Below are 23,764 nucleotides of genomic sequence, written 5' to 3'. Positions count from 1 at the left end.
TTCCTGACACGGAACCGTGCTCCTTCTCTGACGAGATGCCCCGCCGGAAGTTACGCGAAAAAACTTCTGCGAATCCGCGTCATGAACCGCTCACGAGTCTGTCTCTTCGGCGTACGACGCTTCCGGCCGACCGGTCGGGAGACTGACGGGGCTGTTTCGAGGAGGGCCATGTCGCTGTTCGCGGATCTCCGCAGACGGTTCGACCTGCGTCCGGCCAAGTCCCTGAACCTGGCGGGGTCGCCCGCCCGGACCCGGCCGGAGGCGTCGTCAAAAGACACGGGGGACTTCACGGGGGTGGAACCGTGCGGAAGGAGGGAGCCGCACGGCACAGACGGCACCGACCACAGCGCCTACCTCGCAATCGCGGAGGCGCTGACGGACGGAGCCGATGTCGTGCCTGCATCGGACGAGGTCGGACGTCAGTTGGCGACCGACGGAGTCTCGCTGGTGGAGGCACTTGATGGGCTGAGTGCGTTGTACCGCTCGATCGCCGGGGGCGAGCCGGCTTTCGATGCGGTACGCGCACTCAGTTCCAGCTGGGCCGAGGCCTCGCTGGTCTACCTGCACGCGCTGTCCTGCGAGGACCCGCTGACCGGGCTGTCCAGCCTGGCGCACCTGCGGTCCCGGCTGGGAGAGCTCTACCGAGAGGCGGAGTTCCGTGGAACTGCCGTACCGCAAACCCATGCACTGGTGGTTGTCGAGCCGCTCAATCCCGCGGGTACGTCGCCGTTCGACCGCGAGCTCCGGCTCGTCGACGTCGCGGAATGCCTGCGGATCGTCTTCTGCGGCGGTGACGTACTGGGTCGCGTCGGCTCACGCCGCGCGGCGGCGCTCGTCGGCCGCGACCCGAACCTGCCGGAGCAGGTCGCGACGGTACGAGCCCTGATCACCCAGTGGCGGCTGGACACCGACGTACCCCAGCTCGCCCGGATCTGGATCGAAGGCCTGCCCGGCACCGACGAGATGGCCGGGAGGTTGCTCGACGAGCTCGCCAGACCCTGAGACCTGCGTCCGGGCGCCAACAGGGGGGCGGCCGGGCGCATCAGTCCGACGGTGGATCGCCTAACACGGGGTGGGCGATCCACCGTCGCTTGCCTGTTTCACTCCGGTACAGCTGTCATTCGGGTACTGCGGCCGTCGCCGGCTGGGCAACCGCCTCTGGCTCGACGTGGATGTAGCGCGGGCCGCGGAACAACGAGGCGCAGGCTGCGATCAGGGACATGGCGATGGCGATGGAGAAGACGATGACCAGGCCGTGGTGGAAGGGTTGGGAGATCAGCTGGGGGAAGTAGGCCTTGCTGGTGAGCGTGCCTACGTCGGCGCCCTTGACGGCTGAGGTGGGGAGTGCGCTGAGCGCCGTGCCGATCGGGTTGTAGCCGAGGAAGGCGGCGAAGAGGCTGCCGACCGGAGGTTGGTTGCCGATGGCCACTGCTGCGGCTTGCGAGACGCCATGGGATCGCAGGCCTTCGGTCAGCGTGCGAGGGAGGGTCTGCGCGAGGCCGATGATCATCAGCGTGAAGAAGACGCCGATCGACAGCGACGTACCCGAGTTGAGGAACGTGCCGATCATGCCCGATGCGGAACCCCGGCGATTGGCCGGGACGCTGCTCATGATCGCGCTGGTGTTCGGCGCGGAGAACAGGCCGGAGCCGACGCCGTTCAGCACCAGCAGACCGGCGAAAGCCCAGTAGCTGAAGTCGGTGGGCAGCAGCATGAAGCCGAGGAAGCTGAGTGCCACAAGCAACAATCCGCCGGTCGACAGAGCGCGGGCGCCGAGCCGGTCGGAGAAGTAGCCCGACAGCGGACCCGCGAGCAGGAACGCCACCGTCAGCGGAAGGAGATAGATGCCGGCCCACAACGGCGTACTCGAGAAGCTGTAGCCGTGCAGCGGGAGCCAGATGCCTTGCAACCAGATGATCAGGATGAATTGCAGGCCGCCGCGGCTGATCGACGCCAACAGGCCGGCCAGGTTGCCCGTCGAGAACGCCTTGATCCGGAACAGCGACATGTCGAACATCGGATCGTCCGTGTGCGCCTCGACCAGGCAGAACGCGATCAGCAGGGCAACGCCGCCGATCAGCCCGCTCAGCACCCACGGACTGGTCCAGCCCATGTTGTGCCCGCCGTACGGCTGGATGCCGTAGGTGATCGCCACCAGGATCGCCGTCACGCTGACTGCGAACAGCGCATTGCCCCACCAGTCGATCTTCGCCGCCGATCGGGTGCTGGTCTCGCGCAGGCTGCGGTACGACCAGACCGTGCCGAGCAGACCGAACGGAACCGAGACGAAGAACACCAAGCGCCAGTCGACCGGCGCCAACACGCCGCCGACGATCAGCCCGATGAACGAACCGCCGATCGCGGCGACCTGGTTGATGCCGAGCGCGAAGCCCCGGCGGTCGACCGGGAACGCGTCGGTCAGGATCGCCGTCGAGTTCGCGAACAGCATGGCGGCGCCGACGCCCTGGACGATGCGCCACAGAATCAGCCAGAGCGCGCCGCTGCTCTGGGTCAGCGGGTCGAACACCAACGCGATCGAGCCGACCGTGAACACCGCGAAGCCGAGGTTGTAGATCTTCACCCGGCCGTAGATGTCGCCGAGCCTGCCCAGCGTCACGACGAGCACCGCCGTGACGACCAGGAAGCCCATCAGCATCCAGAGCAGATAACTGACGTTGCCGGGACGGAGCGGATCGAGCTTGATGCCCCGGAAGATGTCCGGCAGCGAGATGATCACGATCGACGAGTTGATGGTTGCCATCAGCACCCCGAGCGTCGTGTTGGACAGCGCCACCCACTTGTAGTGAGGGTGATCCTTCTCGACCGCGAACCGGGACGCCGACCTGTTGCCTGCACTCACAAGGCACTTCCCCACGGGTTAGATTTCGTTAGCAAAACTAACTGTATCTCGCTACCGGAGGTGGCCCTCCGGCCCCCGTCAGGGCACCACCACGACGACCGGTGCGTCCTTGCGGCAGGTGAGCCGGTGGCCGAGCGAGCCAGTCAGCCGGTGCCATCGCTTTGCCGACCGGCCGACCACGATGAGGTGGGCGTCGACCGTGCGCGCGATCTCGGTCAGGCTGCCGATCGCGTCGCCGTACTCGCTGACGAAGCTGATCGGTACGCCGGCCTCGCCGGCCCGGCGTACCGCGTCGGCCTTGATCTCGTCGGCGAGCTCCTGCCTGCTGCTCGCGGCAGCGCCGTACGCGTACGGCGCGGCGAGGATCGCGGTCGGTTCGGCGTACGGCATGACGTAGACCGCGACGAGGTGGCCGTGGGTGCGGACGGCTTCTCCGGCGGCCCAGGCGAACGCGTCCCAACTCGTGGCCGACCCGTCGATCCCGACCACGATGGCCGGTGTCCCGGGAGCTTTTTCCTGGCGGAGCTGGATGCGCCGCTCTTCGGCGTCGTAGTTCATCTGGTCACCTCTTCGGCAACGGGGTACGGCTGTCCTGACTTTCGCCGGCGAGCTCCATCAGGCGCAGGAGTGCGGGCAGGGCGGCGGTGAGCGTCTCGGTGTCCTGGTCGTCGAGCTTGCCGATCAGCTCGGTCAGCGCCGACGCCCCGGCTGCGCGGATCGCCCGGAGCTGCCGGCTCCCGGCCTCGGTGACGGCGACCAGGACCACGCGGGCATCGCCGGGGTAGCGCCGGCGTTCGGCGAGGCCGAGGTCCGTCAGCTGCTTCACGAGCGCCGTCATCGACGGCTGCGTGATCTCCTCGCTGACGGCCAGGTCGGTCAGGCGCCGCGGGCCGGTGCGCTCCAGGGTCGACAGCACGGAGATGGCGGTCAGGCTCAGGGTGCGGTCCCGGCGCCTGATCGCCACGGCGGCGAGCCCGAACAGGGCCTCGCCCACGGCGTCGTTGCCTGTGGTCATGCGATAAGTATAGGCACGTCTATATAGATCTGGTGATGGAACACGGGTTTTTGTCCCCGTCGATCACTAGGCTGCTGGTATGTGCGGTAGATACGCGTCCGGCCGGGCCCCGTCCGATCTCGTCGAGGAGTTCGAGATCGAGGCGGGTAACGTGCGCGAGTCCGTCGAGGAGCTCGGCGAGAACTACAACGTCGCGCCGACCAACCAGGTGGTCGCGGTGGTCGAGCGGAAGAACCGCGAGGTCCCCGACCAGACGGTCCGGAAGCTGACCACGGTCAAGTGGGGGTTGGTGCCGTCCTGGGCCAAGGACACCTCGATCGGGAACCGGCTGATCAACGCCCGGATGGAGACGGTCGCGGAGAAGCCGGCGTTCAAGAAGGCGTTCCAGACCCGGCGCTGCATCCTGCCCGCCGACGGGTACTACGAGTGGTACACCGCCGAGGAGAAGGTCAACGGCAAACCGGTGAAGCAGCCGTACTTCATCCATCCGCCGGACGGCAGCATCCTGTCGATGGCGGGGCTGTACGAGATCTGGCGGGACAAGTCCGTCGAGGACCCGGATTCCGACGACGCCTGGCTGTGGACCTGCACGGTCCTGACCACGTCGGCGACCGATGACCTCGGCCGGATCCACGACCGGATGCCGCTCCTCGTCGAGCGCGAGCGGTACGACGCGTGGCTCGATCCGCTGTCGTCCGACCCCGACGAGCTGCTCGACCTCCTGGTCCCCGCGGCACCCGGCCGGCTCGAGGCGTACGCCGTGTCGAAGGCGGTCAGCTCGGTGAAGAACAACGGCCGCCATCTGCTCGATCCGCTGCCGCCGGACGGTGTGGATCCACTGGACAAACCACAGGCGCCCGAGGAGACCACGCTGTTCTGAGCTCTTCCGGCTGTTCTCGGCTGTTCTGGGCTGTTCTGGGTTTCCTGTCCACCGAATCCGGTCGCTGATGACAGGATGGGGCGGGTGACCGACGAACGCATTGTGGGGACGCCGCACGGGGAGGCCCGGATCGTCGCGTACCGGGCCCGTCGGCCGGTGGCGACGTTGGCTCTCGGTCATGGTGCCGGGGCCGGGATCGAGTCGGGCGACCTGGCCGCGCTGGCCGGCCGGCTGCCGAAGCAGGACATGAACGTGTTCCTGATCGAGCAGCCCTGGCGTCGCGCCGGCCGCAAGCTCGCGCCGGCGCCGAAGGTGCTCGACGAAGCCTGGATCGCGATCATCGGGCAGTTGCGGGTGCGTACGCCGCTGGTGATCGGCGGCCGGAGCGCCGGCGCCCGGGTGGCCTGCCGTACGGCGAGCAGCCTGGGGGCTTCCGGCGTACTCGCGATGTCTTTCCCGCTGCATGCCCCGGGGAAGCCGGAGAAGTCGCGGGTCGACGAGCTCCACCGGGCCGGGCTGCCGACGCTCGTGGTCCAGGGGGAGCGGGATCCGTTCGGTACGCCGGAGGAGTTCCCGCCGCTGACCGAAATGGCTGTCGTGCCGGACGCGGACCATGCGTTCAAGGTGCCGAAGCGGGCGGAGCTGGATCAGCAGGAGACGTACGACCTGCTGGTCGAAGCCGTGTTCGAGTGGGTCACCCGCGAGGTGTCCGGATAACGGTCGGCGCTCGGGAATGACCCCGCGACCGGGTGCGTTGTGACGAACATGATGGCGACGAGAGTGGCTCCGGAGCGGAGTACTGGGAAGTCACCGGTATTCTCGATCACGATGCCGACTCCCACCACGACCGAGACACCCGAGCAGCGCACCGCGCGGTTCGAACGCGAAGCCCTGCCGTTCCTCGACCAGATGTACGCCGCGGCGATGCGGATGACCCGTAATCCGTCCGACGCCGAGGACCTGGTGCAGGACACCTTCGCGAAGGCGTACAGCTCGTTCCACCAGTTCACGCCGGGTACCAACCTGAAGGCCTGGCTGTACCGGATCCTGACCAATACCTTCATCAACGGTTACCGGAAGCGCCAGCGTCAGCCGACGCAGTCGCCGACCGAGGAGATCGAGGACTGGCAGCTCACCGCTGCCGAGTCGCACACTCCCGGTGGGCTGAAGTCGGCCGAGGCGGTCGCTCTCGAGCACCTGCCCGATTCCGACATCAAGTCGGCCCTGCAGTCGATCCCGGAGGACTTCCGGCTGGCTGTGTACCTGGCCGATGTCGAGGGCTTTGCCTACAAGGAAATCGCCGAGATCATGGGCACACCGGTCGGCACCGTCATGTCGCGGTTGCACCGCGGCCGGCGCCAGCTGCGTGACCTGCTGGGTGATTACGCACGGGATCGCGGCCTGATCCCGCCCGCGGCAGACAGTGTGGACGAGAGTACGGACGCGACCGCGGCGAGCACCGACGCGGATGCGGAGAAGGAGGAGTCGTGAGCTGCGGCGAGCACCACGACGTCGACTGCGGAGAGATCCTGCAGCGGGTCTACGTCTTCATCGACAACGAACTCGAGGACGCCAGTTCCGACGAGATCCGGCAGCACCTCGAAGAGTGCGCCCCCTGCCTGGACGAATACGACCTGGAACGCTGCGTCAAGAAACTGGTCCACCGCTCCTGCGGCTCCGACCACGCCCCCGACGCCCTCCGCCAGAAAATCCTCCTCCGCCTAACCCAAATCCAGATAGAAACCACCATCACCACCACGGACTGAACTCGTCAGAGGGAATGGGCCGTGAAGGTATAGGTGAACGGCCTGCCGGATTCCAGCTCCGCCAGGAGCGCCCGGGCATCGGCGGCCTGAACCGCTGAAGTCGCGTTCAGGATGGCAATGGCTCGGCGCAGGTTGTCGATAGCCTCTCGTCGCTTGCCGTCGGCGGCATCAATTCTGGCGAGTTCCAGGTACAGACGTCCTTCGCGAATTGCGTCGCGGCGGCGACGTGCCAATTGCAGTCCGGCTCCGACATGACCACGCGCCTGCCCGTAGTCGCCCAGGGATGCAATGGCGAGGGCGAGCAGATGGTGCGCCTCGGACTGGGCGGTCAGGTCCCCGAGCAAGCCGGAGATCCGGAGGCTCTCGGTAACGGTCAGTGCGGCGTCCTCGAACCGGCCGACCCGCAGATGGGAGAGCGCTGCGTTGATGTAGCGCTTGGAAGCCGAGCGTCTATCGCCGGTCTGCTCGGCCAGCGCCACGGCATCGGCGAACGCCTGATCCGCGCTGACGTAGTCACCGCTGCGGTCGTACAGTCCACCGACGGCCGTGAGAGAGACACCCTCGAGCGTGGTGTCCTTGATCAATCGGCTGAGCCGGAGGGCTTCCTCGGCGTATTCCAAGGCTTCGTCGAGCCGGCCGAGCAAACCGACCAGATAAGCGAGCGACGAGCAGCATCGGGCCTCGCCGATGAGATCGCCGATCTTGCGAAACATCGCCAGCGCCGTGGTGATCCTGTCGACCGCGGTGGCGACGTCACCGTTCTCCGCCTCGGGTATGGCGCTGTCGTGTTGGAGCCACGCCGTCGTCGCATCGAGCCGGCGGTGCTGCGTGGCGACGAGCGCGCCCTCACCGAGCTCGCTCATCTCGTTCCAGCGGCGCCGGGCCTCGTGATAACCGAACATCGCCAGCGCAAGCTCCGGAATAAGCGCCGACCCGGACAATGATGTCTCGTTCGCTTGCCGGAACCGGTCCATCAGGTTGCGCTGCTCGTCGTCGAGCCAGCGCAACGACTCCTCGCCGTCGCGGAACACCGGAAGGTGGTCGTCGTGAATCGTGGCCAAGGGCAACCGAGGGCTGCCCGGATGGGTGATCGCCTGGCAGGCCCAGGCGACGGCGATGTAGAAACGAAGCACCCTGGCCAAAGCTTCGTCGCGTTCAGCCGCGGTCAGCGTCTGCTCGGCGAGCTCGCGGGCGTACGCACGGATGAGGTCGTGGAAACGGTAGCGCTCGGGCGCGACCGACTCGAGCAGACTGAGGTCGACGAGGCGCTCGAGGATCGTGCCGGTACGGCGTGCCGGGAGGTCGAGCAGCCGGGCAACGACCGCGGTCAGCAGGTCGGCCCCGTCCGGAATGCTCAACAACGGAAGGGCTTGTGCGGCCTCGCGATCCAGGTCGCGATCGCTGGTTTCGAGGGAATGCACAGAGCTCGCGATGCTGGCCCGCACGCCGGTCTCGTCGGAGCCGAGGCTGTCGAGCCGGCGGCCCTCGTCCTCGAGCAGGTCGACGAAATGCCGGATCGGCCAGGTCGGCCGGGTCGCCAGCCGGCCACCGATCAGCCGGATCGCGAGCGGCAGCCGGCCGGAGTACTTGGCGAGCGTCTCGGTCGCTTCCGGCTCGGCGGCAACGCGGTCCTGTCCGATGACGCCGGTGATGAGCTCCACGGCCTCCGACTCCGACAACGCGTCGAGTCGGATCTGCCGTGCGCCCGGCAGGTTCACCAGTGAGCCACGGCTGGTAATGATCGCTGCCGCGCCCGCGCTACCGGGAAGCAGCGGGAGGATCTGCGCGACATCTGTGGCATTGTCGAGCAGCAGCAGAACCCGTCGGCCGGCGAGCTGGGATCGCAACAGGGCGGCGGCTTCGTCGACATCGTCGGGAATCGAATCACTGGCCAAACCGAGCGAGCGCAACAGTTGCCGCTGCGCATCGGAGGTTGTCATCGACGGACCGGGACCGTAGCCGCGCAGATTGAGATAGAGATTTCCGTCCGGGTAGCTGTCGGCCAACTTGTGCGCGGCTTGGACTGCCAGCGTGGTCTTGCCGATTCCGCCCATCCCGGTGACCGTGACGATCGCCACCGCTGGGCGTCCGGCGCCCTCCGGGCTGCGGAGCACCGAGAGGATGGCGTCGATCTGGGCAGCTCGGCCGGTGAAGTCCGGGGCCGCCGGCGGTAGTTGCCACGGCGTCGGAACGGCCTCTGCCGCCGGATCGGACGTGGTAGCGGGTGGCCGGGGGTGGGTGCCTTTGCCGCGGGCAACAGCCAGGAACTGGTCTGCCTCGGCCGGTGTGAGGTCAAGCGCTTTGCTGAGTCCGCTGATGGTGTCCATGCGGGGACGGCTGCGGGTGCCGCGTTCGAGGACGCTGATCGCCTGTTCGCTGAGGCCTGCCTTCTCGGCGAGAGCCGCCTGCGTCAGGCCGGCTCGGGTGCGGAAGGTGCGCAGTAGTTCGCTCAGCGTGAGCACCGACGGCTCGGACAGCGCGGTCACCTCCCTCACACCTCGGATCCGCGGGGGATACGGTCAGTACCGGAAACCTCCGGAGCCAACTCTAAGCCGATCCGCCGACGAGCGGTCGCCGTTATCCACAGCGGTGCCGGACGAGGGAGCCAAATACCCAACGATCGTTTGAAAGATCGCCTTCAGTATGCGGGCAGAGACTCTCCGAATACAGGACCTCTGATAAAAGTGGTCTGCTGTAAAGCTGTGACCAAATCGCAAAGACCCCGGATTTCTCCGAGGTCCTCGCTGTCTGTAGCCGCCTGGGATCAGGCGTTCGGGCGCTTGCCGTGGTTCGCGCCCTTCTTCTTGCGTGCGCGACGCTTGCGGCCGGTCTTACCCATTTCTAAGCCTCCTTGAAACAACTGCAAAGAGTCACAGTCTCTCATATGGTGCTCATCCGCTCCTGTCATGCGGCGAGTCACGGTCTGGCCTACAGTGTTTCGCGGCCCGCATGCTTAGGCAAAATGATGAAGAGTCAGCGATGTGCTGTCTGCCCCCCTACGTCCTTCCGATCACCGGGACGTAAGACTGCGACCGCTGATCGGAGGTGACGTGTCGTGTTTGGTAGTGACGCCTGGGAGTGGTGAAGGTTAGAGTTCACGGGTGAACAGCCGCTGGCCGCTGCGCATGACGGTGGCGTTCAGCGCCGGTATCGCCATCGTGGCTCTCGTTGTCGCGCTGTTTCATACCAGGCCTGACGCCGCCACTATTGCTCTGGGCCTGTTGTTGCTGCTGGGAGCCCTGCTTCGATCCAAGGTCGGACCGGTGCGCGCTTCCCTCGACTATGTGGTAGGCATCGCACTCTTCTTGTTGTCCGGCCCGGCCGCTGCCGTCGTCGTCTCGGTGCTGTTGCCTCTTACGCAAGACCGTCGCCTTCCCCTCATGCGGCGGGTGTTCAACGGCGCGATGGCAGTCCTGTGTGCCAGCGCAGCCGGCCTTGTTTTCCTCCGCGTCGGTGGCGTACGCGGGAATGCCGTTTTGGACGCACCCGGACGTGCCCTGGTTGCGGCCACGGCGGCAATTGTCACCTGGCTCGCGGTCAGCGCAGTGCTGATGTGCTTGGTGCTGTGGCTGGATCGCGGTGCTACCTCACCGCTCGACTTCCTCCGCCACGTTGCCGCACCCACAGTCCTGCCGATGATGGGCTACGGCCTGCTCGGCGTTCTGCTTGCGGTGGTCTGGCTCGGCGGTCTCGGCATCGTCGCTGTGCTCCTGGTCGTCGTGCCCCTGCTGGTCGCGCGCTGGACGTTGAGCCTGTACGAAGCCGAACGCAACGCGCAGGCCGCGACGATGCGGGCCTTCATCCAGGTCATCGAGACCAAGGATCTCTACACCCGAGGACATTCCGAGCGCGTCAGTGAAGGCGTCGGTATGCTCGGCCGGCATTTACGGCTGAGCGACGACCGTCAGCAGGCGCTCGAACACGCGGGCCTGCTCCACGACGTCGGCAAGGTCGGCGTGCCGACGAGCATCATCCAGAAGCCGGGCCGGCTCGAGGACTTCGAGATGGACGCGATCAGGCTGCACCCCGCGCGGGGTGTCGAATTGATCGGCAATATCCCGTTCCTCGAGGAAGTGAAGTCCGCGGTTCTGCACCATCACGAGAAGTACGACGGGACGGGATACCCGGCCGGCCTTGCCGGCGCGAACATTCCGTACTTCGCCCGCATCATCGGCATCGTTGACGCCTTCGACTGCCTCACGTCGACGCGCTCGTACCGTCCGGCCCGGGAAGTGGACGAAACCTTGCAGATCCTCCTGCAGGACCGGTACACGCACTTCGACCCGCATCTGGTAGACGCCTTCGTCGAGGTGATCCGGAAGGACGGCTGGAAGGCTGCCGCGGCCGAGCAGCCGGCGCCGGACGGCAGCGCGGTGGTCGCGATCGACCATGACGATCTCAGTCTCGGGAGCGGCGGTGGCGCCTCGGGCTCGGCGGCAGGGCCGGACGCCTAGATGATCCTGAACGCACAAGACGGCTCAGACGGGCGGCGTCTGGGCAGCGGCGTGGTCGTGCTTGCCGCAGGTGCCGTCGTGGGGGTCATCGCCCTGGCCATAACGGTGCGTCGTGGCGTCTCCGAGTGGCCGTACGCGCTGACGTTCGGCCTGTTGATCGCCATTGGCGAGATGGTGCAGTTCCGGGTCGATCGAAGCCGCAACCGAGCGCCAATCGCGACCAGCGCTGCGTTGGGATACGCATTGCTTCGTCCGCCAGAGGTTGCGATTCCCCCGGACGTCGCGCAGATCATCGCCGTCACCGGCCTGGCCACTCTGGCCGGCGTTCTGCCCCGGCTCGTTTCCGGCCTGCGGTGGGACATGGTCGTGTCCTCACGGCGGGTGCTGTCAGTGGCGGTGGCTGCTGCGGTCTTCTCCGCGGTCGTACCCGCTGACCTGTACTGGGACGGTTCGTGGGTGTCGGCGATGGCGTTGACCGGTGCCATGCTGCTCGCGGTCCTCTCGGCTGTCGTGATGGACGCGTTGGTCGGCGCGGGGCAGTCAACCGAGCGATACAACCAGCCGTTTCCGGCCGCGTTGCGGGACGAGGCGTTGGTCGCTGCGCGTATCGGGATGGCGATGGGCATCAGCGGCATTCTGCTCGCGATCGGTACGTCGTTGCTGGGGCTGTGGGGGCCGCCGTTGGTTGTGGTGCCGTTGTTCCTGACGCAGGTTGCGTTTCGGCGGTTTGCTTCGGCGCAGCGGACTTATCGGACGACGGTGCGGTCGATGGCTCGGAGTACGGAGATTGCTGGGTTCAGTAGTCCGGGGCAGAATGCGCGGACGGCTCAGCTTGCGGTGGCTATTGGGCATGATCTTGGGTTGACGCCGGCCAGGATGGAGGCGTTGGAGTATGCGGCGTTGCTGTCGGGGGTGGGGCAGTTGGCGTTGGCGGATCCTAGTCCGGGTGGGGCTTCGTTGTTGCGGACGCGGGAGGAGCGGCAGCGGGCTGCGGAGATCGGGGCTTCGGTGATCGAGCGGTCGGGGGTGCTGGATCATGTTGCGGAGATCGTCAGGCACTCCAACGATCCGTACCGGCAGGGGCGGGCCAACAACGCCGACATTCCGGTCGAGAGCGGGATCGTGAATGTTGCCCTGGCCTACGAACAGCTGGTGGGGGAAGGGTCGGGGCAGTCGCCGGACAAGGCGATGGAGTCGGTCGGGTTGGGCATCGGCGCGGAGTACGACCCGGTCGTGGTCGAGTCACTCAGGCGCGTGATCGGTCGCGGCTTCCGCTTCTGAGCAGGCCTCGGGCGACAGCCTGAGCAGCGCGGGCGTTCCGGCGCAGGGTTCCAGCTCGTCCCAGACCGGGGCGGATGTTGCGCGCACCCGCCCGGAGGCGCCCATCCCGGCGTACAGCAGGAGACCGGCGCCGGCGGCGATCAGTACGTCGCCTGGACTGACGGCCTGACCGAGCCCGGGAAGGGCCACCGGTACGACGTCCCCGAGCCAAGGCAAACGCGTAGCGGCGTCGGACAACTCGTGCCGCGGATCGTTGACGACCGCAGAGCCCACGCCCGCACGTGAAAGCGCCGCGAGAGACACCGGCATGGCGCCGTTCAGCGCGACCACGAGCGCATTGCTGAAGAACCCCAACGCCAGCAGGCCGACGCCGGGATGGCGCAGATTGAGCCGGAGGAAGACCGCGATGCAGACAGCGGAGCCGATCAGCCCGACCGGGTAGACCGTGCCGCCGAAGGCCGATCCGAGCAGTTGCCCGATCGCGGCCGCGGCCAGCCAGTGCACGCCGGTCAGCGTGTTGTTCGCGAGCCGTCCGAAGCCGCCGCCGGTCACGAGCGCCGCCCCGGCAGCGAGCACCATGACGAGGAGGACCAGCAGCACGTGTGCGATTCTGCCGAACGCGCGGCCCGAAACCGGGCAAGCTGACCGCGCAGCGTGTCGACCAAGGTGCAAAAGGTGACGGCGGCCCCGAAGGGCCGCCGTCATCTCCGGACTGCTTCAGGACTTGGCGGTTGCGGCTCCGCCGTCGTCGAGGATCTCCGGCAGGTCCTTCACACCCGGGTCGCCGCGGTCGGCGAGGTAGTCCGTCGGGTGCGTGGTGTCCTGACCGTCCGGCACCTTCAGTGCCCGGAACAGGAACGTCAGCACGATCACGATGATCACGTTCAGCACGAACGCGGTCAGCGCGATGTACGCCGGTGTGTTGGTGAACGGGATGTTCGCCAGCGATCCGCCGAAGTGCTTCTTGGTCGCCGGGTTCACCACGTTGTACGCCGACACCGTGCCGAACACCATCGCCACGGCCCAGCCGGTCAGCAACGCATACCGGTGGAACCAGCGCGTGTACAGACCGACCACGATCGCCGGGAACGTCTGCAGGATCCAGATACCGCCCAGGAGCTGCAGGTTCAGCGCGATCGTCTTGTCCATCGCGAGCACGAACACCAGTGCGCCGACCTTCACCAGCAGCGACGCCAGCTTGGAGACCTTGGCCTCCTCCGACGGCGACGCCGACGGCTTGATGAACGCGCGATAGATGTTGCGCGTGAACAGGTTCGCCGCCGCGATCGACATGATCGCCGCCGGCACCAGCGCGCCGACCGCGATCGCCGCGAACGCGATCCCGGCGAACCACGACGGGAACTCCTGGTCGAACAGCCGCGGGATCGCCAGCTGCGGGTTGGCCAGCCCGTCCAGCCCCTTCACGTTCACGTTCGCCTTGATCGCCATGAAGCCGAGCAGAGCGAGCAGCCCCAGCAGCAGCGAGTACGCCGGGAGGATCGCCGCGTTCCGCCGTACGACGTTGCGGGTCTTCGTCGACAGCACCGCCGTCACCGAGTGCGGGTACATGAACAGCGCCATCGCGGAACCCAGACCCAGCGTCCAGTAGGACACGTAGCCCGCGTTGCCGGGGATGAACGATCCGGTCGGCTTGCCCGTCACCGGGTTGGGCTTGGCCATCTTCTCCTGGGCCGCACCGAAGATCGAGTCCCAGCCGCCGAGCACGTGCGGCAGGTAGAAGATCGCGACCAGGATCACCACGTAGATCAGGAAGTCCTTGACGAACGCGATCATCGCCGGCGCCCGCAGCCCGGAGGAGTACGTGTACGCCGCCAGCACGGCGAACGCGATCAGCAGCGGGAGATCCTTGGCGAGCGTGTTGTTGCCGCCGAGCCCCATCGTCTCGAACACGGCCTGCATACCGACCAGCTGCAGCGCGATGTACGGCATCAGCGCGAGGATGCCGGTGACTGCCACCGCCAGCGAGAGCGCCTTACTGCCGTACCTGCCGCTGACGAAGTCGGCCGGGGTCACGTACCCGTTGCGATGCGAGACCGACCACAACCGGGCCATGAAGACGAACACGATCGGGTACGCGACGATCGTGTACGGAACGGCGAAGAAGCCGCTGATCGCACCGGTCGCGTACATCGCCGCGGGCACCGCGATGAACGTGTACGCCGTGTACAGGTCGCCGCCGAGCAGGAACCAGGTGACGAACGTGCCGAAGCTCCGGCCGCCCAGACCCCACTCGTCGAGGTTGTCCAGATGGCCGGCGCTGCGCCAGCGGGACGCCATGAAGCCCATCACGGTCACACCGCCGAAGATGACGATGACGATGATCAGCTGCACCCAGTCGACACTTGTGTTCACTGGTCACCCTCCTTCACTGGAGCATCAGCGGCATCAGCGGCCTCAGGGTCACCAAGGCCCTGTGCCGCCCGCCGCCTGCGCTCCTCGGTGCGGAGCAGCCGGTAGCTGATGCTGACGAGGATCGCGGACAGGAAGACCCACATCAGCTGGTACCAGTAGAAGAACGGGAAACCCCACAGGTGGGGATCGGCTTTGGCGTACGTCGGCACGAGCAGCGGTACGACGACCGCCACAACCAGCAGCACACCGGAGATCCAGTACGCGGGTCTGACCGCGGACAATCGAGACACTGCAAACCTCCTCGGGACACAGCAGGCGCAACGGAGCACGCTACCGTTCGTCAGCACGAGCGACTAGACCTTCAGGTTGGTGCATGGATAACGAAAAGGCATGGTTCGTCCGGCGAGTCGTGCTGTCCGTGCTGTTCCTCGTCATCGTTGCCGTGCCGCTGTATCCCGAACTGTTCGGTCTGGACGAGGTGACCCCGTTCGCGCAGCTGGCCGCCTTCCGTCCGCAAGGACTGGTCGTCGTCCTGCTGCTGGCCCTCCTGATGCTGGTACGCCGGGGGTGGCGCATCGCCGCAGTACTCGTCGCCTCGCTCGCCCTGGTCGGCGGCGCGCTGGTCGCCCCGCGCCAGTTCTCCGACGCCCGGCCCGCTCCGGCCGGCGCCAGGGTCCTCACGATCATGGTCGCGAACGTGCTCGGCGGCGGTGCTCGCGCCGCGGATGTGGCTCAGGTGATCCGGGACCGGAAGCCGGACCTGGTTTCGTTGCCGGAGGCACAGGTCGACGTCCGCGAGGAGATCCGGGCGCAGCTGCAGGACCAGCAGTACAAGGGCTATACGGTGCAGACGACCAAGGATGCCCCGAGCGCGACGAGCGTGCTGGTCTCGTCCTCGCTCGGGAACGTGACGTTCGCGTCCGAGGCCGGGACGACATTCGGCAACATCATCGTGACCGGTGGCAACCTCGGTGCAGTCCGGCTGATCGCGTACCACGGCTTCCCGCCGCTGACCGACTCCGTCACCACCTGGAAGAGCGACCTCCTGCATGTACGCCGGTGGTGCGCCGAGGACGCGCCGACGATAGTTGCAGGGGACTTCAACGCGACCATCGACCACGCCGACTTCCGCAACGCTCTGGGCGGCTACTGCCGCAGCGTCGGACCGACCGTCGGAGGTGGTCTGCAAGGTACGTGGCCGGCCGACCAGCCGGCGTTACTGCGAACGCAGATCGATCATGTGGTGGTGACGCGGCAGTTCGAGCCCGGGCGGTTCACGACGTACCCGATCGAGGGGACGGACCACCGGGCCGTGGTCGCGACGGTCGCGCTCAGGACGGATTAGTGGCCGGGCGGTAGATGTAAGGCTGCGAGGCCTGGACGGCCTCGGTCAGCATCAGCAGCAGATCGGCGCGGGCCTCGATCGGGCGGCCGAAGAGCTCGTCGTCGCCCGGGATCGGGAACCCCTTCACGCCGATCGCGAGCTGGCTCAGCAGGACGTGCAGGACCCCGCGGGCATTGAAGACCGCCGGCGTCGGCCACTCCGGCAGCGTCTCGTGCATCAACGGCTGCTGGCCCGCGGTCGCCGCGATCGGCTTCAGCCAGCGCTCGAGCTCGTCGCTGCTCAGCATGTTCCGGTGCAGGACCGTCATCACCGCATGCGCGACTCGGTCGTGCTCCTCGTGCACCCAGCGGTACGGCGTGTCCTTGACGATCCGGTCCGCGAGCACGTCGAGCAACGCCCGCAGTACGCCGGCGTCGCAGTGCCGGGACCGGGCCAGCGCGCCGATCGCGTCGGCGCCGTGGGCAACGGCGTGCGCCCAGCCGCAGTCCTTCACGAACCCGCGCAGGTCGCGCTCGCGCAGCAGCCACGTCGCCAGCCGGTCGCCCCAGCGCATCACGACCTCGTCGTGGACGAGGAACTCGGCGTTGTCGCGGTGGATGACCTCCGCCAGCGTCAGCGCGGTGAAGGAGCGGCGGAACACGGTGTCGGTGCCGTCCTCGCCGAGCCCGTAGTTCAGCCCGGCACAGAGACCGTCGCCGAACCCGGGCAGGAGGTCGTCGTACACCCCGCGCTCCAGCCAGGTGGCGAGCGTCGGGTAGGCCAGGGCGTCACGGACCTGCGGGTTGGTGCTGGCCAGCCCGCGGACAAGCTCCTCGGTGAGCTCGGTCAGCGTACGGTCGTGCGGGACCGCGTAGTCCGCGGCCATCACGTCCTGCCAGTACGTCGACTCCACCCGAGCATCCTTTCATCCGTGCTGAATCAACTAACACCTGTCTACACCACGTTGTCGAGCGGACCACTCCGAGTGCTGGTCCACACGCCCTCACGACCGTCGGTAGCATCGAACTCGTGCCGTCTCTGACCGATGTGGCCCGAAACCACACCACCCTGGACCAGGCCGACCTGGACCGCCTGCAGCTGCTGATCTCCGACTGGCAGATGCTGGCCGACCTGTCGTTCGCCGACCTCGTGCTCTGGCTGCCCGACACCGAGGGACTCGGGTTCTGGGCCGGCGCCCAGATGCGCCCGACGACAGGGCCGACGGCGTACCTCGACGACATCGTCGGCAGCTTCATCCCGCGCGGCCGCCGGCACCTGCTCGACCAGGCGTACGACGGCGGCCGGATCTGCCGTGAGGGCGATCCCGAGTGGCGCGACGACGTCCCCGTGCGGGTCGAGACGATCCCGGTACGGCGGGGCACCCGGGTGATCGCGGTGATCGCGCGCAACACCAACCTGCTCGGCGTCCGCACGCCGTCGCGGCTGGAGATCGCCTACCTGCAGAGCGCGACCGACCTGGCCAGGATGATCACCGACGGCGTCTTCCCGTACGGCGGTGAGCGGCTGCTGTCCACCACGCCACGCGTCGGTGACGGCTGCATCCGGGTCGATCGGCACGGCATGGTGACGTTCGCGAGCCCGAACGCGTTGTCGGCGTACCGGCGGATGGGGCTCGTCACCGACCTGGTCGGCAGCCGGCTGAAGGATGTCACCGCCGAGTTGCTGCATTCCGGACACAAGGTCGACGACGTGCTCGCGTCGGTGGTCACCGGGCGCGCGGCCAAGGAGATCGAGATCGAGAACTCCGACGCCACGCTGTTCCTCCGGGCGATCCCGCTGCGGGCCGACGGCGCCCACGTCGGGGCGCTGATCCTGCTCCGCGATGTCACGGAGCTGCGGAGCCGGGAGCGGGAGCTGGTCACCAAGGAGGCGACCATCCGGGAGATTCATCATCGCGTCAAGAACAACTTGCAGACGGTCGCCGCGTTACTGCGGATGCAGGCCCGAAGGATCACCGTCCCGGAAGGGCAGGCCGCGCTGGCCGAAGCGGTCCGCCGGGTCGGGTCGATCGCGATCGTCCACGAGACCCTGTCGGAATCGTTCGACGAGCACGTGGACTTCGACGACGTCGCGGACCGGGTCGGTGCGATGGTCGCGGATGTGTCGACGGTCTCGACCGCGGTGGAGACGCGACGGAGCGGGACGTTCGGCGTACTGGACTCCGAAGTGGCCACTCCGCTAGCGATGGTGCTGACCGAACTGATGCAGAACTCGGTCGAGCACGCCTTCGGCGCCCGGGACGGGGGAGAGGCGAACGGCAGGATCGAGCTCACCGCCGAGCGATCGGTCGGACGTCTGCACATCAACGTCATCGACGACGGCAAAGGGTTGCCGACGAACTTCGACTCCGAGCTGTCCGGCAACCTGGGCCTGTCCATCGTCCGCACCTTGGTGATCGGGGAGCTGGACGGGACGCTCGAATTCGGCAACCGCCACGACGGAAAACCCGGCACGCAGGTCACCTTGGACATCCCGGTCAAGGACTAGGGGCTGGTGAAACACAAAGGCCCCGCGGGATTTCCGCGGGGCCCCGAGAGGACTTACTCAGGCGGTGCGGATGCGCTGGCGGGCGTTGCGGCGCTTGAGAGCGCGGCGCTCGTCCTCGCTCAGACCGCCCCAGACACCGTGGTCCTGGCCGGCTTCCAGCGCCCATGCCAGGCACTGCTCACGCACGTCGCAACGTCGGCACACCTGCTTGGCTTCCTCGATCTGCATGATCGCGGGGCCGGTGTTGCCGATGGGGAAGAACAGTTCCGGGTCCTCGTCGAGGCATACGGCCCGGTGGCGCCAATCCATGGCGGATCCCATCTCTCTCAGTAGTTGACGTAAGCTGACGGGTAGGTCTGTGCCCAATCAGCGGTGCTGTACTCGTCGGTTCGTCTCGCACGGGGGGTTATTAGTGCGATGCGTTGTGAACGCATTCACGAACGAGACCATGTTCCCAATCTTGGCGGATCGAAACAAGGGTTATGGAGTTGTCGATCCGATCACAACGCTTCCTTAACACTCCGAACTGGCGCAGCGGCGTACTCTCCATCCGGTTATCGGACGGAGCCGCTCTTCCGCAATCACCCGTTCACTGCAGGTAACCGTTCCAACCTTCTTTTGGTTACGCACAACCCTCAAATCCCTGTAGGGCCTTGGGTCCGCGAAGCCCCCGAGAGCATGGCCGCACTAAGCTGACGAAGTGCCGACCGACTCCCCAGCTGCCGCCGTCCCGAGACCGCTCAAGCTAGCCGCGGCAGTGGTCGCTTTGGAAGGCCTCGCACTGATCGTTCTCGGAATTGGCGAAGGCTTGACGATTCATGGCGATCGCTTGGTGCTCGGACTGACCACGGCCGGCTTCTTCCTCGTGTACGGCGTGGCTCTGGGCTTCGTCGCCCGCGGGCTGTGGAAGGCCGTGCGCTGGAGTCGTGGCCCGACGGTGTTCACCCAGTTGATCCAGCTCCTGGTGGCGTACAGCTTCTGGGGTGGGTCGACCAAGGCCGTCGCCGTCGCGCTCGCCGTCGCGGCCCTCGCCGTACTGATCTGCGTGTTCCAGAAGGCATCCACCGAAGCCCTGGCTGGTGGCGAGGCCAACGATCACCCGGTGCTCTAGGCAGCTATTCCTTCAGCAGGCCGGCGCGGAGTTCGGTCAGTGTCCGGGCCAGTAGCCGGGAGACGTGCATCTGCGAGATCCCGATCTCCTCGGCGATCTGGGACTGCGTCATACCGCGAAAGAACCGCAGTGTCAGGATCCGCTTCTCGCGTGTGTCCAGCTGTGCCAGCAAGGGTTTGAGCGACTCGCGGTACTCGACGCTCTCCAGCGCCTCGTCCTCGCCGCCCAGGCCGTCCAGGACCGTGGTCGCGTCGGTCTCGTTCTGGTCAGGAGCGTCCAGGGACAAGGTGTTGTAGGCGTTCGCGGACTCGAGGCCCTCGATCACCAGATCCGGCGACAGCCCGAGCCGGTCGGACAGCTCCGCCACGGTCGGCGCCCGGCCGAGCTCCTGGGTCAGCTCGGCCGTGGCCGCGGTCAGTGACAACCGCAGCTCCTGCAACCGTCGCGGCACCCGGATGGCCCAGCCCTTGTCCCGGAAGTACCGCTTGATCTCACCGAGGATCGTCGGCGTCGCGTACGTCGAGAACTCGACCCCGCGATCCGAATCGAAACGGTCGATCGCTTTGATCAGGCCGATCGTGGCCACCTGGACCAGGTCGTCGTACGGCTCGCCGCGGTTGCGGAACCGGCGGGCCAGATGCTCCACCAGCGGCATGTGCAGCGCGACCAGGCCGTCCCGCGCCGCGGTGTGCGCGGGGTCGCCCGGCCCGGTGGCGGCCATCCGCTGGAAGAAGGCCGCCGTCCGGGTACGCAGATCCGTGGACTCCCGAGGCTCGCTCGGGATCTGTTCGTCTGTCACGCCCGCGCCTCGCCGGCGCTCGGCTGCGGGGAGACAGGCCACTGTGCTGTGCTCATCGTCGGCTCGCTGCACTTGCTCACAGGCTCTCCGTCGCGGTGGCGGTAGCCGTCACGGTGATGGTCAGCCGCCCGTCGATCGTCTCCGCCGCGGCGGACTCGACCAGCGCGGTCAGGACGGTCCAGCCGAACGAGTCGGTGTCGGGCATCCAGCCGCCCGGCACGACGGCGCTCGCGCGCACCGTCAACTGCGGCGGGTCGATCTCGAACACGCATTCCAGCACGCCGTCGGCCGCCTCCGGCAGCAGCAGCGCGCAGGCCTCGTCGACGGCGATCCGCAGGTCGTCGATCGCGTCCAGGGTGAAGTCGTTGCGGGCAGCCAGGTTACCGACGACGGATCGCGGTACGGCGATGTAGGCGCCGTCCGCCGGGATACTCAGGCGGACCTCGGCGGCTCGTCCCGTGCTGCTCACATCGTCTCCTGTGCTTTCGGCCGGGCCTTCGGCGCCGGCGTGTCATGGGGCCCTTGGCTCCCGGCCTTCCCTCGTCGCTCCGGTCGCTACGCTCCCTGCGCTCCTCAGTCCAGGCCGGGAGGGCCCCATGACCGTGCGCGGCACCTTGTGCGAGTCGTACTCCGACCGTACCGGAACTCAGGGGTGTTCGTGCTCCGAACGGAGCCTGGACAGGAACGTCTGCGTGCGGGAGTGCTGCGGGTTGCCGATGACGTCCTTCGGCGGACCGGCCTCGACGACCACGCCGCCGTCCATGAACACGACCGTGTCGGCGACGTCGCGGGCGAACGACATCTCGTGGGTGACCACGATCATCGTCATGCCGTCGAGCGCGAGCTCCCGCATCACCGTGAGCACCTCGCCGACCAGCTCGGGGTCGAGCGCCGACGTCGGCTCGTCGAACAGCATCAGCTTCGGCTGCATCGCCAGTGCCCGCGCGATCGCCACCCGCTGCTGCTGACCGCCGGACAGCTGCGCCGGGTAGGCGTTGCAGCGGTCCGCGAGGCCGACCCGGTCGAGCAGCTTCATCGCCCGCTCCCGTGCGGTCTTCTTCGACTCACGCTTGACCTGGGTGGGCGCCTCGACGATGTTCTCCAGCGCGGTCATGTGCGGGAACAGGTTGAACCGCTGGAACACCATCCCGATCTCGCGCCGCTGCGCCGCGATCTCCTTGTTCTTCAGGCGGTACAGCTTCCCGTCGCGGTCGGCGTACCCCATCAGTTCGTCGTCGACCCAGATCCGGCCGCCGTCGATCGTCTCGAGCTGGTTGATGCAGCGCAGGAACGTCGTCTTGCCCGAACCCGACGGCCCGAGCAGACACACGACCTGGCCGCGATCGACATCGAGGTCGATGCCCTTCAGCACTTCGTTGTGGTGGAAGGACTTGGTCACATTGACGGCATGAACCAGTGGCATCAGGCGCCTCCCGCCCCGGCCGGCCGCGCTGCCCGCGGTGCCTTGGTCCCGAAGCCACGACCGAAGTGCCGCTCCAGGAAGTACTGGCCGACCATCAGCACGCTGGTCGCCGCCAGGTAGTACAGCGTCGCGGCGACCGCGATCGGGAACGTCTTGTAGTAGGTGCTGCCGATCGACTGCAGCTGGTAGAACAGCTCGCCGATCACCGGTACGGCGAGCAGCAGCGAGGTGTCCTTCAGCATCGCGATCGTCTCGTTGCCGGTCGGCGGCACGATCACCCGCATCGCCTGCGGCAGCACGACCCGGCGCATCACCTTGCCGCTGCTCATCCCCAGCGCCTCGGCCGCCTCGGCCTGGCCCTTGTCGACGCTCATGATGCCGGCGCGGGCGATCTCGGCCATGTACGCCGCCTCGGACAGCCCGAGCCCGATCACACCGGCGACGATCCCGGTGAACACCTGGTTGGCGTCGAGGTTGAAGAACCGCCAGTCACCGGACATCCCGAGCCAGTCGATGATCTTCCAGTCGAACGGGATCCCGAACGCGATGCCCTGCGGGAACAGGATCCCCAGCGTGCCCATCGTGAACAGCAGGATGTACCGCGGGATGCTCCGGAAGAACCAGGTGAACACCCACGACACCCCGGCCAGGATCGGGTTGTCCGACAGCCGCATCACGGCCAGCAGCACGCCGCCCCCGACGCCGACGATCATCGACAGCACGGTGACCAGCAACGTCCCCTTGAGGAAGCCGTTGATCACCGGCTGCTGGTTCATCGCCTGGAAGACGAAGCTCCAGTCGAAGGCCTTGTTGGTCACCAGCAGGTGCACCAGCATCGCGGTCAGGATCGCGATCACGGCGATCGCGACCCAGCGGCCGGGATGCCGGACCGGTACGGCGTCGATCGCCCCCGGCCGATCAGGACTCGCGTCCGTCGGCCGGGTCTCAGTCGTGTCGGTGCTCATCGGATCCTCATGGGTTCACGGCGAAGTCGGTGAGCGCACCCGAGTCGTTGTTCCACTTCTGCAGTGTGCTCTTGTAGGTGCCCTCGGTGTTCAGGGCCTTCAGCGCCTCGGTGATCGACTGCGCGAACGCCGTCTCCGCCTTCGGGATCACGTACCCGTACGGCGCGGCGTCGTAGATGTCGCCGAGCTGCTCGAGCTGACCGTTGGTCTGCTTGATCGCGTACAGCACGACGGGGGAGTCGGCCAGCATCGCATCGGCCTTGCCGCCGACCAGGTCAGCGGTCGCCTGGTCCTGCTTCTCCCGGACGACCAGCTTGATCTCCGGCTTGCCGGCGGCCTTGCAGGCGGCCTGCCGCTTCGGCATGTCGTCCTCGAGCTGCGTCGTGCCCTTCTGCACCGCGACGGTCTTGCCGCAGGCGTCGTCGGCCTTGATGCCCTTCGGGTTGCCCTTCGCGGTCGCCCACAGCGTGCCGGCGTTGAAGTAGCTGACCATGTTGACCTGCGCCTTGCGCTTGTCGTTGATCGTGAACGACGAGACGCCGACGTCGTACTTGCCGCTCTGGACACCGGTGATGATCGTGTCGAAGCCGGCCGGCTGCCAGTCGACCGTGACGCCGAACTTCTGCGCCACCGCGTTGAACAGGTCGACGTCCATGCCGACGACGGTCTTGCCGCCCTGCAGGAACTCGTTCGGCGGGTAGCTGGCGTCCACACCGACGACGATCTTCCCGGCCGACTTGATCTTCGGCGGCAGCGAACCACTCAGATCCGGGCCGCTGCTGGACGGACCGCTCGAGGGAGCGCTGGAGGGGGCGCTCGACGGTGAGGTGGACGAACCACCTTCGAGAGAGTTCGAACCGCAACCGGCAGCGGCGAGAACCAGGACACCGGACAAGGCCAGCGTCCTACGCAGGACAGACATCTAGGTCCTCCAAACCCGGGCACCGGTCGGCCCCGGTGCCATGTGTCCGCATCTTGACACAACGACCTGTGGACAGCGCACGG

At 67.1% G+C, this 23,764-nt stretch carries 24 protein-coding genes; 10 read left to right on the top strand and 14 right to left on the bottom strand.

The genetic code is table 11. From position 1 onward, the window contains the following. Positions 1–168: 168 nt before the first annotated feature. Positions 169–1,002 carry a hypothetical protein gene (locus tag AB0J62_RS00770; RefSeq protein WP_363862493.1) on the top strand — a complete coding sequence of 278 codons (834 nt, stop codon included), beginning with the start codon at positions 169–171 and terminating at the stop codon, positions 1,000–1,002. A 115-nt stretch (positions 1,003–1,117) separates the two neighbouring features. Here AB0J62_RS00770 and AB0J62_RS00765 read toward each other — a convergent pair whose 3' ends face one another. The 3 genes from AB0J62_RS00765 to AB0J62_RS00755 form a co-directional block, all read right to left on the bottom strand. Further along, a complete protein-coding gene (locus AB0J62_RS00765; protein WP_363862490.1) occupies positions 1,118–2,860 on the bottom strand; it encodes an MFS transporter in 1,743 nt (580 codons plus the stop codon). 78 nt (positions 2,861–2,938) lie between these two features. Beyond that, on the bottom strand, positions 2,939–3,418 hold the full coding sequence (locus tag AB0J62_RS00760) for a universal stress protein (RefSeq protein ID WP_363862487.1): 480 nt from the start codon (positions 3,416–3,418) through the stop codon (positions 2,939–2,941). A 4-nt stretch (positions 3,419–3,422) separates the two neighbouring features. Beyond that, positions 3,423–3,875 carry a MarR family transcriptional regulator gene (locus tag AB0J62_RS00755; RefSeq protein WP_363862484.1) on the bottom strand — a complete coding sequence of 151 codons (453 nt, stop codon included), beginning with the start codon at positions 3,873–3,875 and terminating at the stop codon, positions 3,423–3,425. Between the two features lie 79 nt (positions 3,876–3,954). Here AB0J62_RS00755 and AB0J62_RS00750 point away from each other — a divergent pair, with 79 nt between their 5' ends. The 4 genes from AB0J62_RS00750 to rsrA all read left to right on the top strand — a co-directional run bounded on the left by AB0J62_RS00750 (position 3,955) and on the right by rsrA (position 6,521). Further along, on the top strand, positions 3,955–4,755 hold the full coding sequence (locus tag AB0J62_RS00750) for an SOS response-associated peptidase (protein WP_363862481.1): 801 nt from the start codon (positions 3,955–3,957) through the stop codon (positions 4,753–4,755). A 75-nt stretch (positions 4,756–4,830) separates the two neighbouring features. Further along, positions 4,831–5,472, top strand: a complete 642-nt coding sequence (locus AB0J62_RS00745) for an alpha/beta family hydrolase (protein WP_363862478.1) — start codon at positions 4,831–4,833, stop codon at positions 5,470–5,472. Positions 5,473–5,583: 111 nt separating this feature from the next. Beyond that, a complete protein-coding gene (locus AB0J62_RS00740) occupies positions 5,584–6,246 on the top strand; it encodes a sigma-70 family RNA polymerase sigma factor (protein ID WP_363862475.1) in 663 nt (220 codons plus the stop codon). Further along, on the top strand, positions 6,243–6,521 hold the full coding sequence (gene rsrA, locus AB0J62_RS00735; RefSeq protein ID WP_131467618.1) for a mycothiol system anti-sigma-R factor: 279 nt from the start codon (positions 6,243–6,245) through the stop codon (positions 6,519–6,521). The genes AB0J62_RS00740 and rsrA overlap by 4 nt, the downstream gene beginning before the upstream one ends. 5 nt (positions 6,522–6,526) lie before the next feature. Here the strand turns inward: rsrA and AB0J62_RS00730 are convergent, their stop codons facing one another. Continuing rightward, on the bottom strand, positions 6,527–9,016 hold the full coding sequence (locus AB0J62_RS00730) for an NB-ARC domain-containing protein (RefSeq protein WP_363862471.1): 2,490 nt from the start codon (positions 9,014–9,016) through the stop codon (positions 6,527–6,529). A gap of 606 nt (positions 9,017–9,622) precedes the next feature. On the opposite strand from AB0J62_RS00730, the gene AB0J62_RS00725 reads away from it, so the two are divergent. Continuing rightward, positions 9,623–10,975: an HD-GYP domain-containing protein gene (locus AB0J62_RS00725; RefSeq protein ID WP_363862468.1), complete on the top strand. Its 1,353-nt coding sequence runs from the start codon at positions 9,623–9,625 to the stop codon at positions 10,973–10,975. Then, on the top strand, positions 10,976–12,256 hold the full coding sequence (locus AB0J62_RS00720) for an HD domain-containing phosphohydrolase (protein ID WP_363862465.1): 1,281 nt from the start codon (positions 10,976–10,978) through the stop codon (positions 12,254–12,256). Here AB0J62_RS00720 and AB0J62_RS00715 read toward each other — a convergent pair. The 3 genes from AB0J62_RS00715 to AB0J62_RS00705 all read right to left on the bottom strand — a co-directional run bounded on the left by AB0J62_RS00715 (position 12,218) and on the right by AB0J62_RS00705 (position 14,919). After that, positions 12,218–12,856, bottom strand: coding sequence for a DUF5317 domain-containing protein (locus tag AB0J62_RS00715; protein WP_363862462.1), 639 nt, complete (start codon positions 12,854–12,856; stop codon positions 12,218–12,220). The genes AB0J62_RS00720 and AB0J62_RS00715 overlap by 39 nt on opposite strands. Before the next feature lie 117 nt (positions 12,857–12,973). Further along, positions 12,974–14,629: a monocarboxylate uptake permease MctP gene (gene mctP / locus AB0J62_RS00710; RefSeq protein ID WP_363862459.1), complete on the bottom strand. Its 1,656-nt coding sequence runs from the start codon at positions 14,627–14,629 to the stop codon at positions 12,974–12,976. Next, complete coding sequence (locus AB0J62_RS00705) at positions 14,626–14,919, bottom strand: DUF3311 domain-containing protein (RefSeq protein WP_363862456.1); 294 nt, start codon at positions 14,917–14,919, stop codon at positions 14,626–14,628. Before AB0J62_RS00705 ends, mctP begins: the two co-directional genes overlap by 4 nt. Positions 14,920–15,002: 83 nt before the next feature. Between AB0J62_RS00705 and AB0J62_RS00700 the strand changes: the two genes are divergently transcribed. Beyond that, on the top strand, positions 15,003–15,974 hold the full coding sequence (locus tag AB0J62_RS00700) for an endonuclease/exonuclease/phosphatase family protein (RefSeq protein WP_363862453.1): 972 nt from the start codon (positions 15,003–15,005) through the stop codon (positions 15,972–15,974). Here the strand turns inward: AB0J62_RS00700 and AB0J62_RS00695 are convergent. Beyond that, positions 15,961–16,866: a DUF2785 domain-containing protein gene (locus AB0J62_RS00695; protein ID WP_363862450.1), complete on the bottom strand. Its 906-nt coding sequence runs from the start codon at positions 16,864–16,866 to the stop codon at positions 15,961–15,963. The two genes, AB0J62_RS00700 and AB0J62_RS00695, sit on opposite strands and share 14 nt — an antisense overlap. Before the next feature lie 116 nt (positions 16,867–16,982). Between AB0J62_RS00695 and AB0J62_RS00690 the strand changes: the two genes are divergently transcribed. Beyond that, the gene (locus tag AB0J62_RS00690; RefSeq protein WP_363862447.1) at positions 16,983–18,461 is read left to right on the top strand and encodes a histidine kinase N-terminal domain-containing protein; all 1,479 of its coding nucleotides are present in this window, start codon (positions 16,983–16,985) and stop codon (positions 18,459–18,461) included. Between the two features lie 57 nt (positions 18,462–18,518). Here AB0J62_RS00690 and AB0J62_RS00685 read toward each other — a convergent pair whose 3' ends face one another. Then, entirely contained in the window at positions 18,519–18,770 is a 252-nt protein-coding gene (locus AB0J62_RS00685; protein ID WP_130383822.1) for a WhiB family transcriptional regulator, read from the bottom strand. Between the two features lie 391 nt (positions 18,771–19,161). On the opposite strand from AB0J62_RS00685, the gene AB0J62_RS00680 reads away from it, so the two are divergent. Beyond that, on the top strand, positions 19,162–19,572 hold the full coding sequence (locus tag AB0J62_RS00680) for a hypothetical protein (protein ID WP_363862444.1): 411 nt from the start codon (positions 19,162–19,164) through the stop codon (positions 19,570–19,572). 4 nt (positions 19,573–19,576) lie between these two features. On the opposite strand, the gene AB0J62_RS00675 is transcribed toward AB0J62_RS00680, so the two are convergent. From AB0J62_RS00675 to AB0J62_RS00655, 5 genes are all read right to left on the bottom strand, one after another. Continuing rightward, positions 19,577–20,371: an RNA polymerase sigma factor SigF gene (locus AB0J62_RS00675; RefSeq protein ID WP_363862441.1), complete on the bottom strand. Its 795-nt coding sequence runs from the start codon at positions 20,369–20,371 to the stop codon at positions 19,577–19,579. 76 nt (positions 20,372–20,447) lie between these two features. Continuing rightward, complete coding sequence (locus tag AB0J62_RS00670) at positions 20,448–20,840, bottom strand: anti-sigma regulatory factor (RefSeq protein WP_134108988.1); 393 nt, start codon at positions 20,838–20,840, stop codon at positions 20,448–20,450. A 177-nt stretch (positions 20,841–21,017) separates the two neighbouring features. Then, the gene (locus AB0J62_RS00665; RefSeq protein WP_363862437.1) at positions 21,018–21,794 is read right to left on the bottom strand and encodes an amino acid ABC transporter ATP-binding protein; all 777 of its coding nucleotides are present in this window, start codon (positions 21,792–21,794) and stop codon (positions 21,018–21,020) included. Then, entirely contained in the window at positions 21,794–22,759 is a 966-nt protein-coding gene (locus tag AB0J62_RS00660; RefSeq protein ID WP_363862434.1) for an amino acid ABC transporter permease, read from the bottom strand. Before AB0J62_RS00660 ends, AB0J62_RS00665 begins: the two co-directional genes overlap by 1 nt. Before the next feature lie 7 nt (positions 22,760–22,766). Beyond that, positions 22,767–23,681 carry an ABC transporter substrate-binding protein gene (locus AB0J62_RS00655; RefSeq protein ID WP_363862431.1) on the bottom strand — a complete coding sequence of 305 codons (915 nt, stop codon included), beginning with the start codon at positions 23,679–23,681 and terminating at the stop codon, positions 22,767–22,769. Positions 23,682–23,764: the final 83 nt, after the last annotated feature.

The sequence above is a fragment of the Kribbella sp. NPDC049584 genome, assembly GCF_040675555.1.
In the GTDB taxonomy this organism is placed as follows: Bacteria; Actinomycetota; Actinomycetes; order Propionibacteriales; family Kribbellaceae; genus Kribbella.
This window is presented reverse-complemented; position numbering and strand designations above follow the sequence as displayed.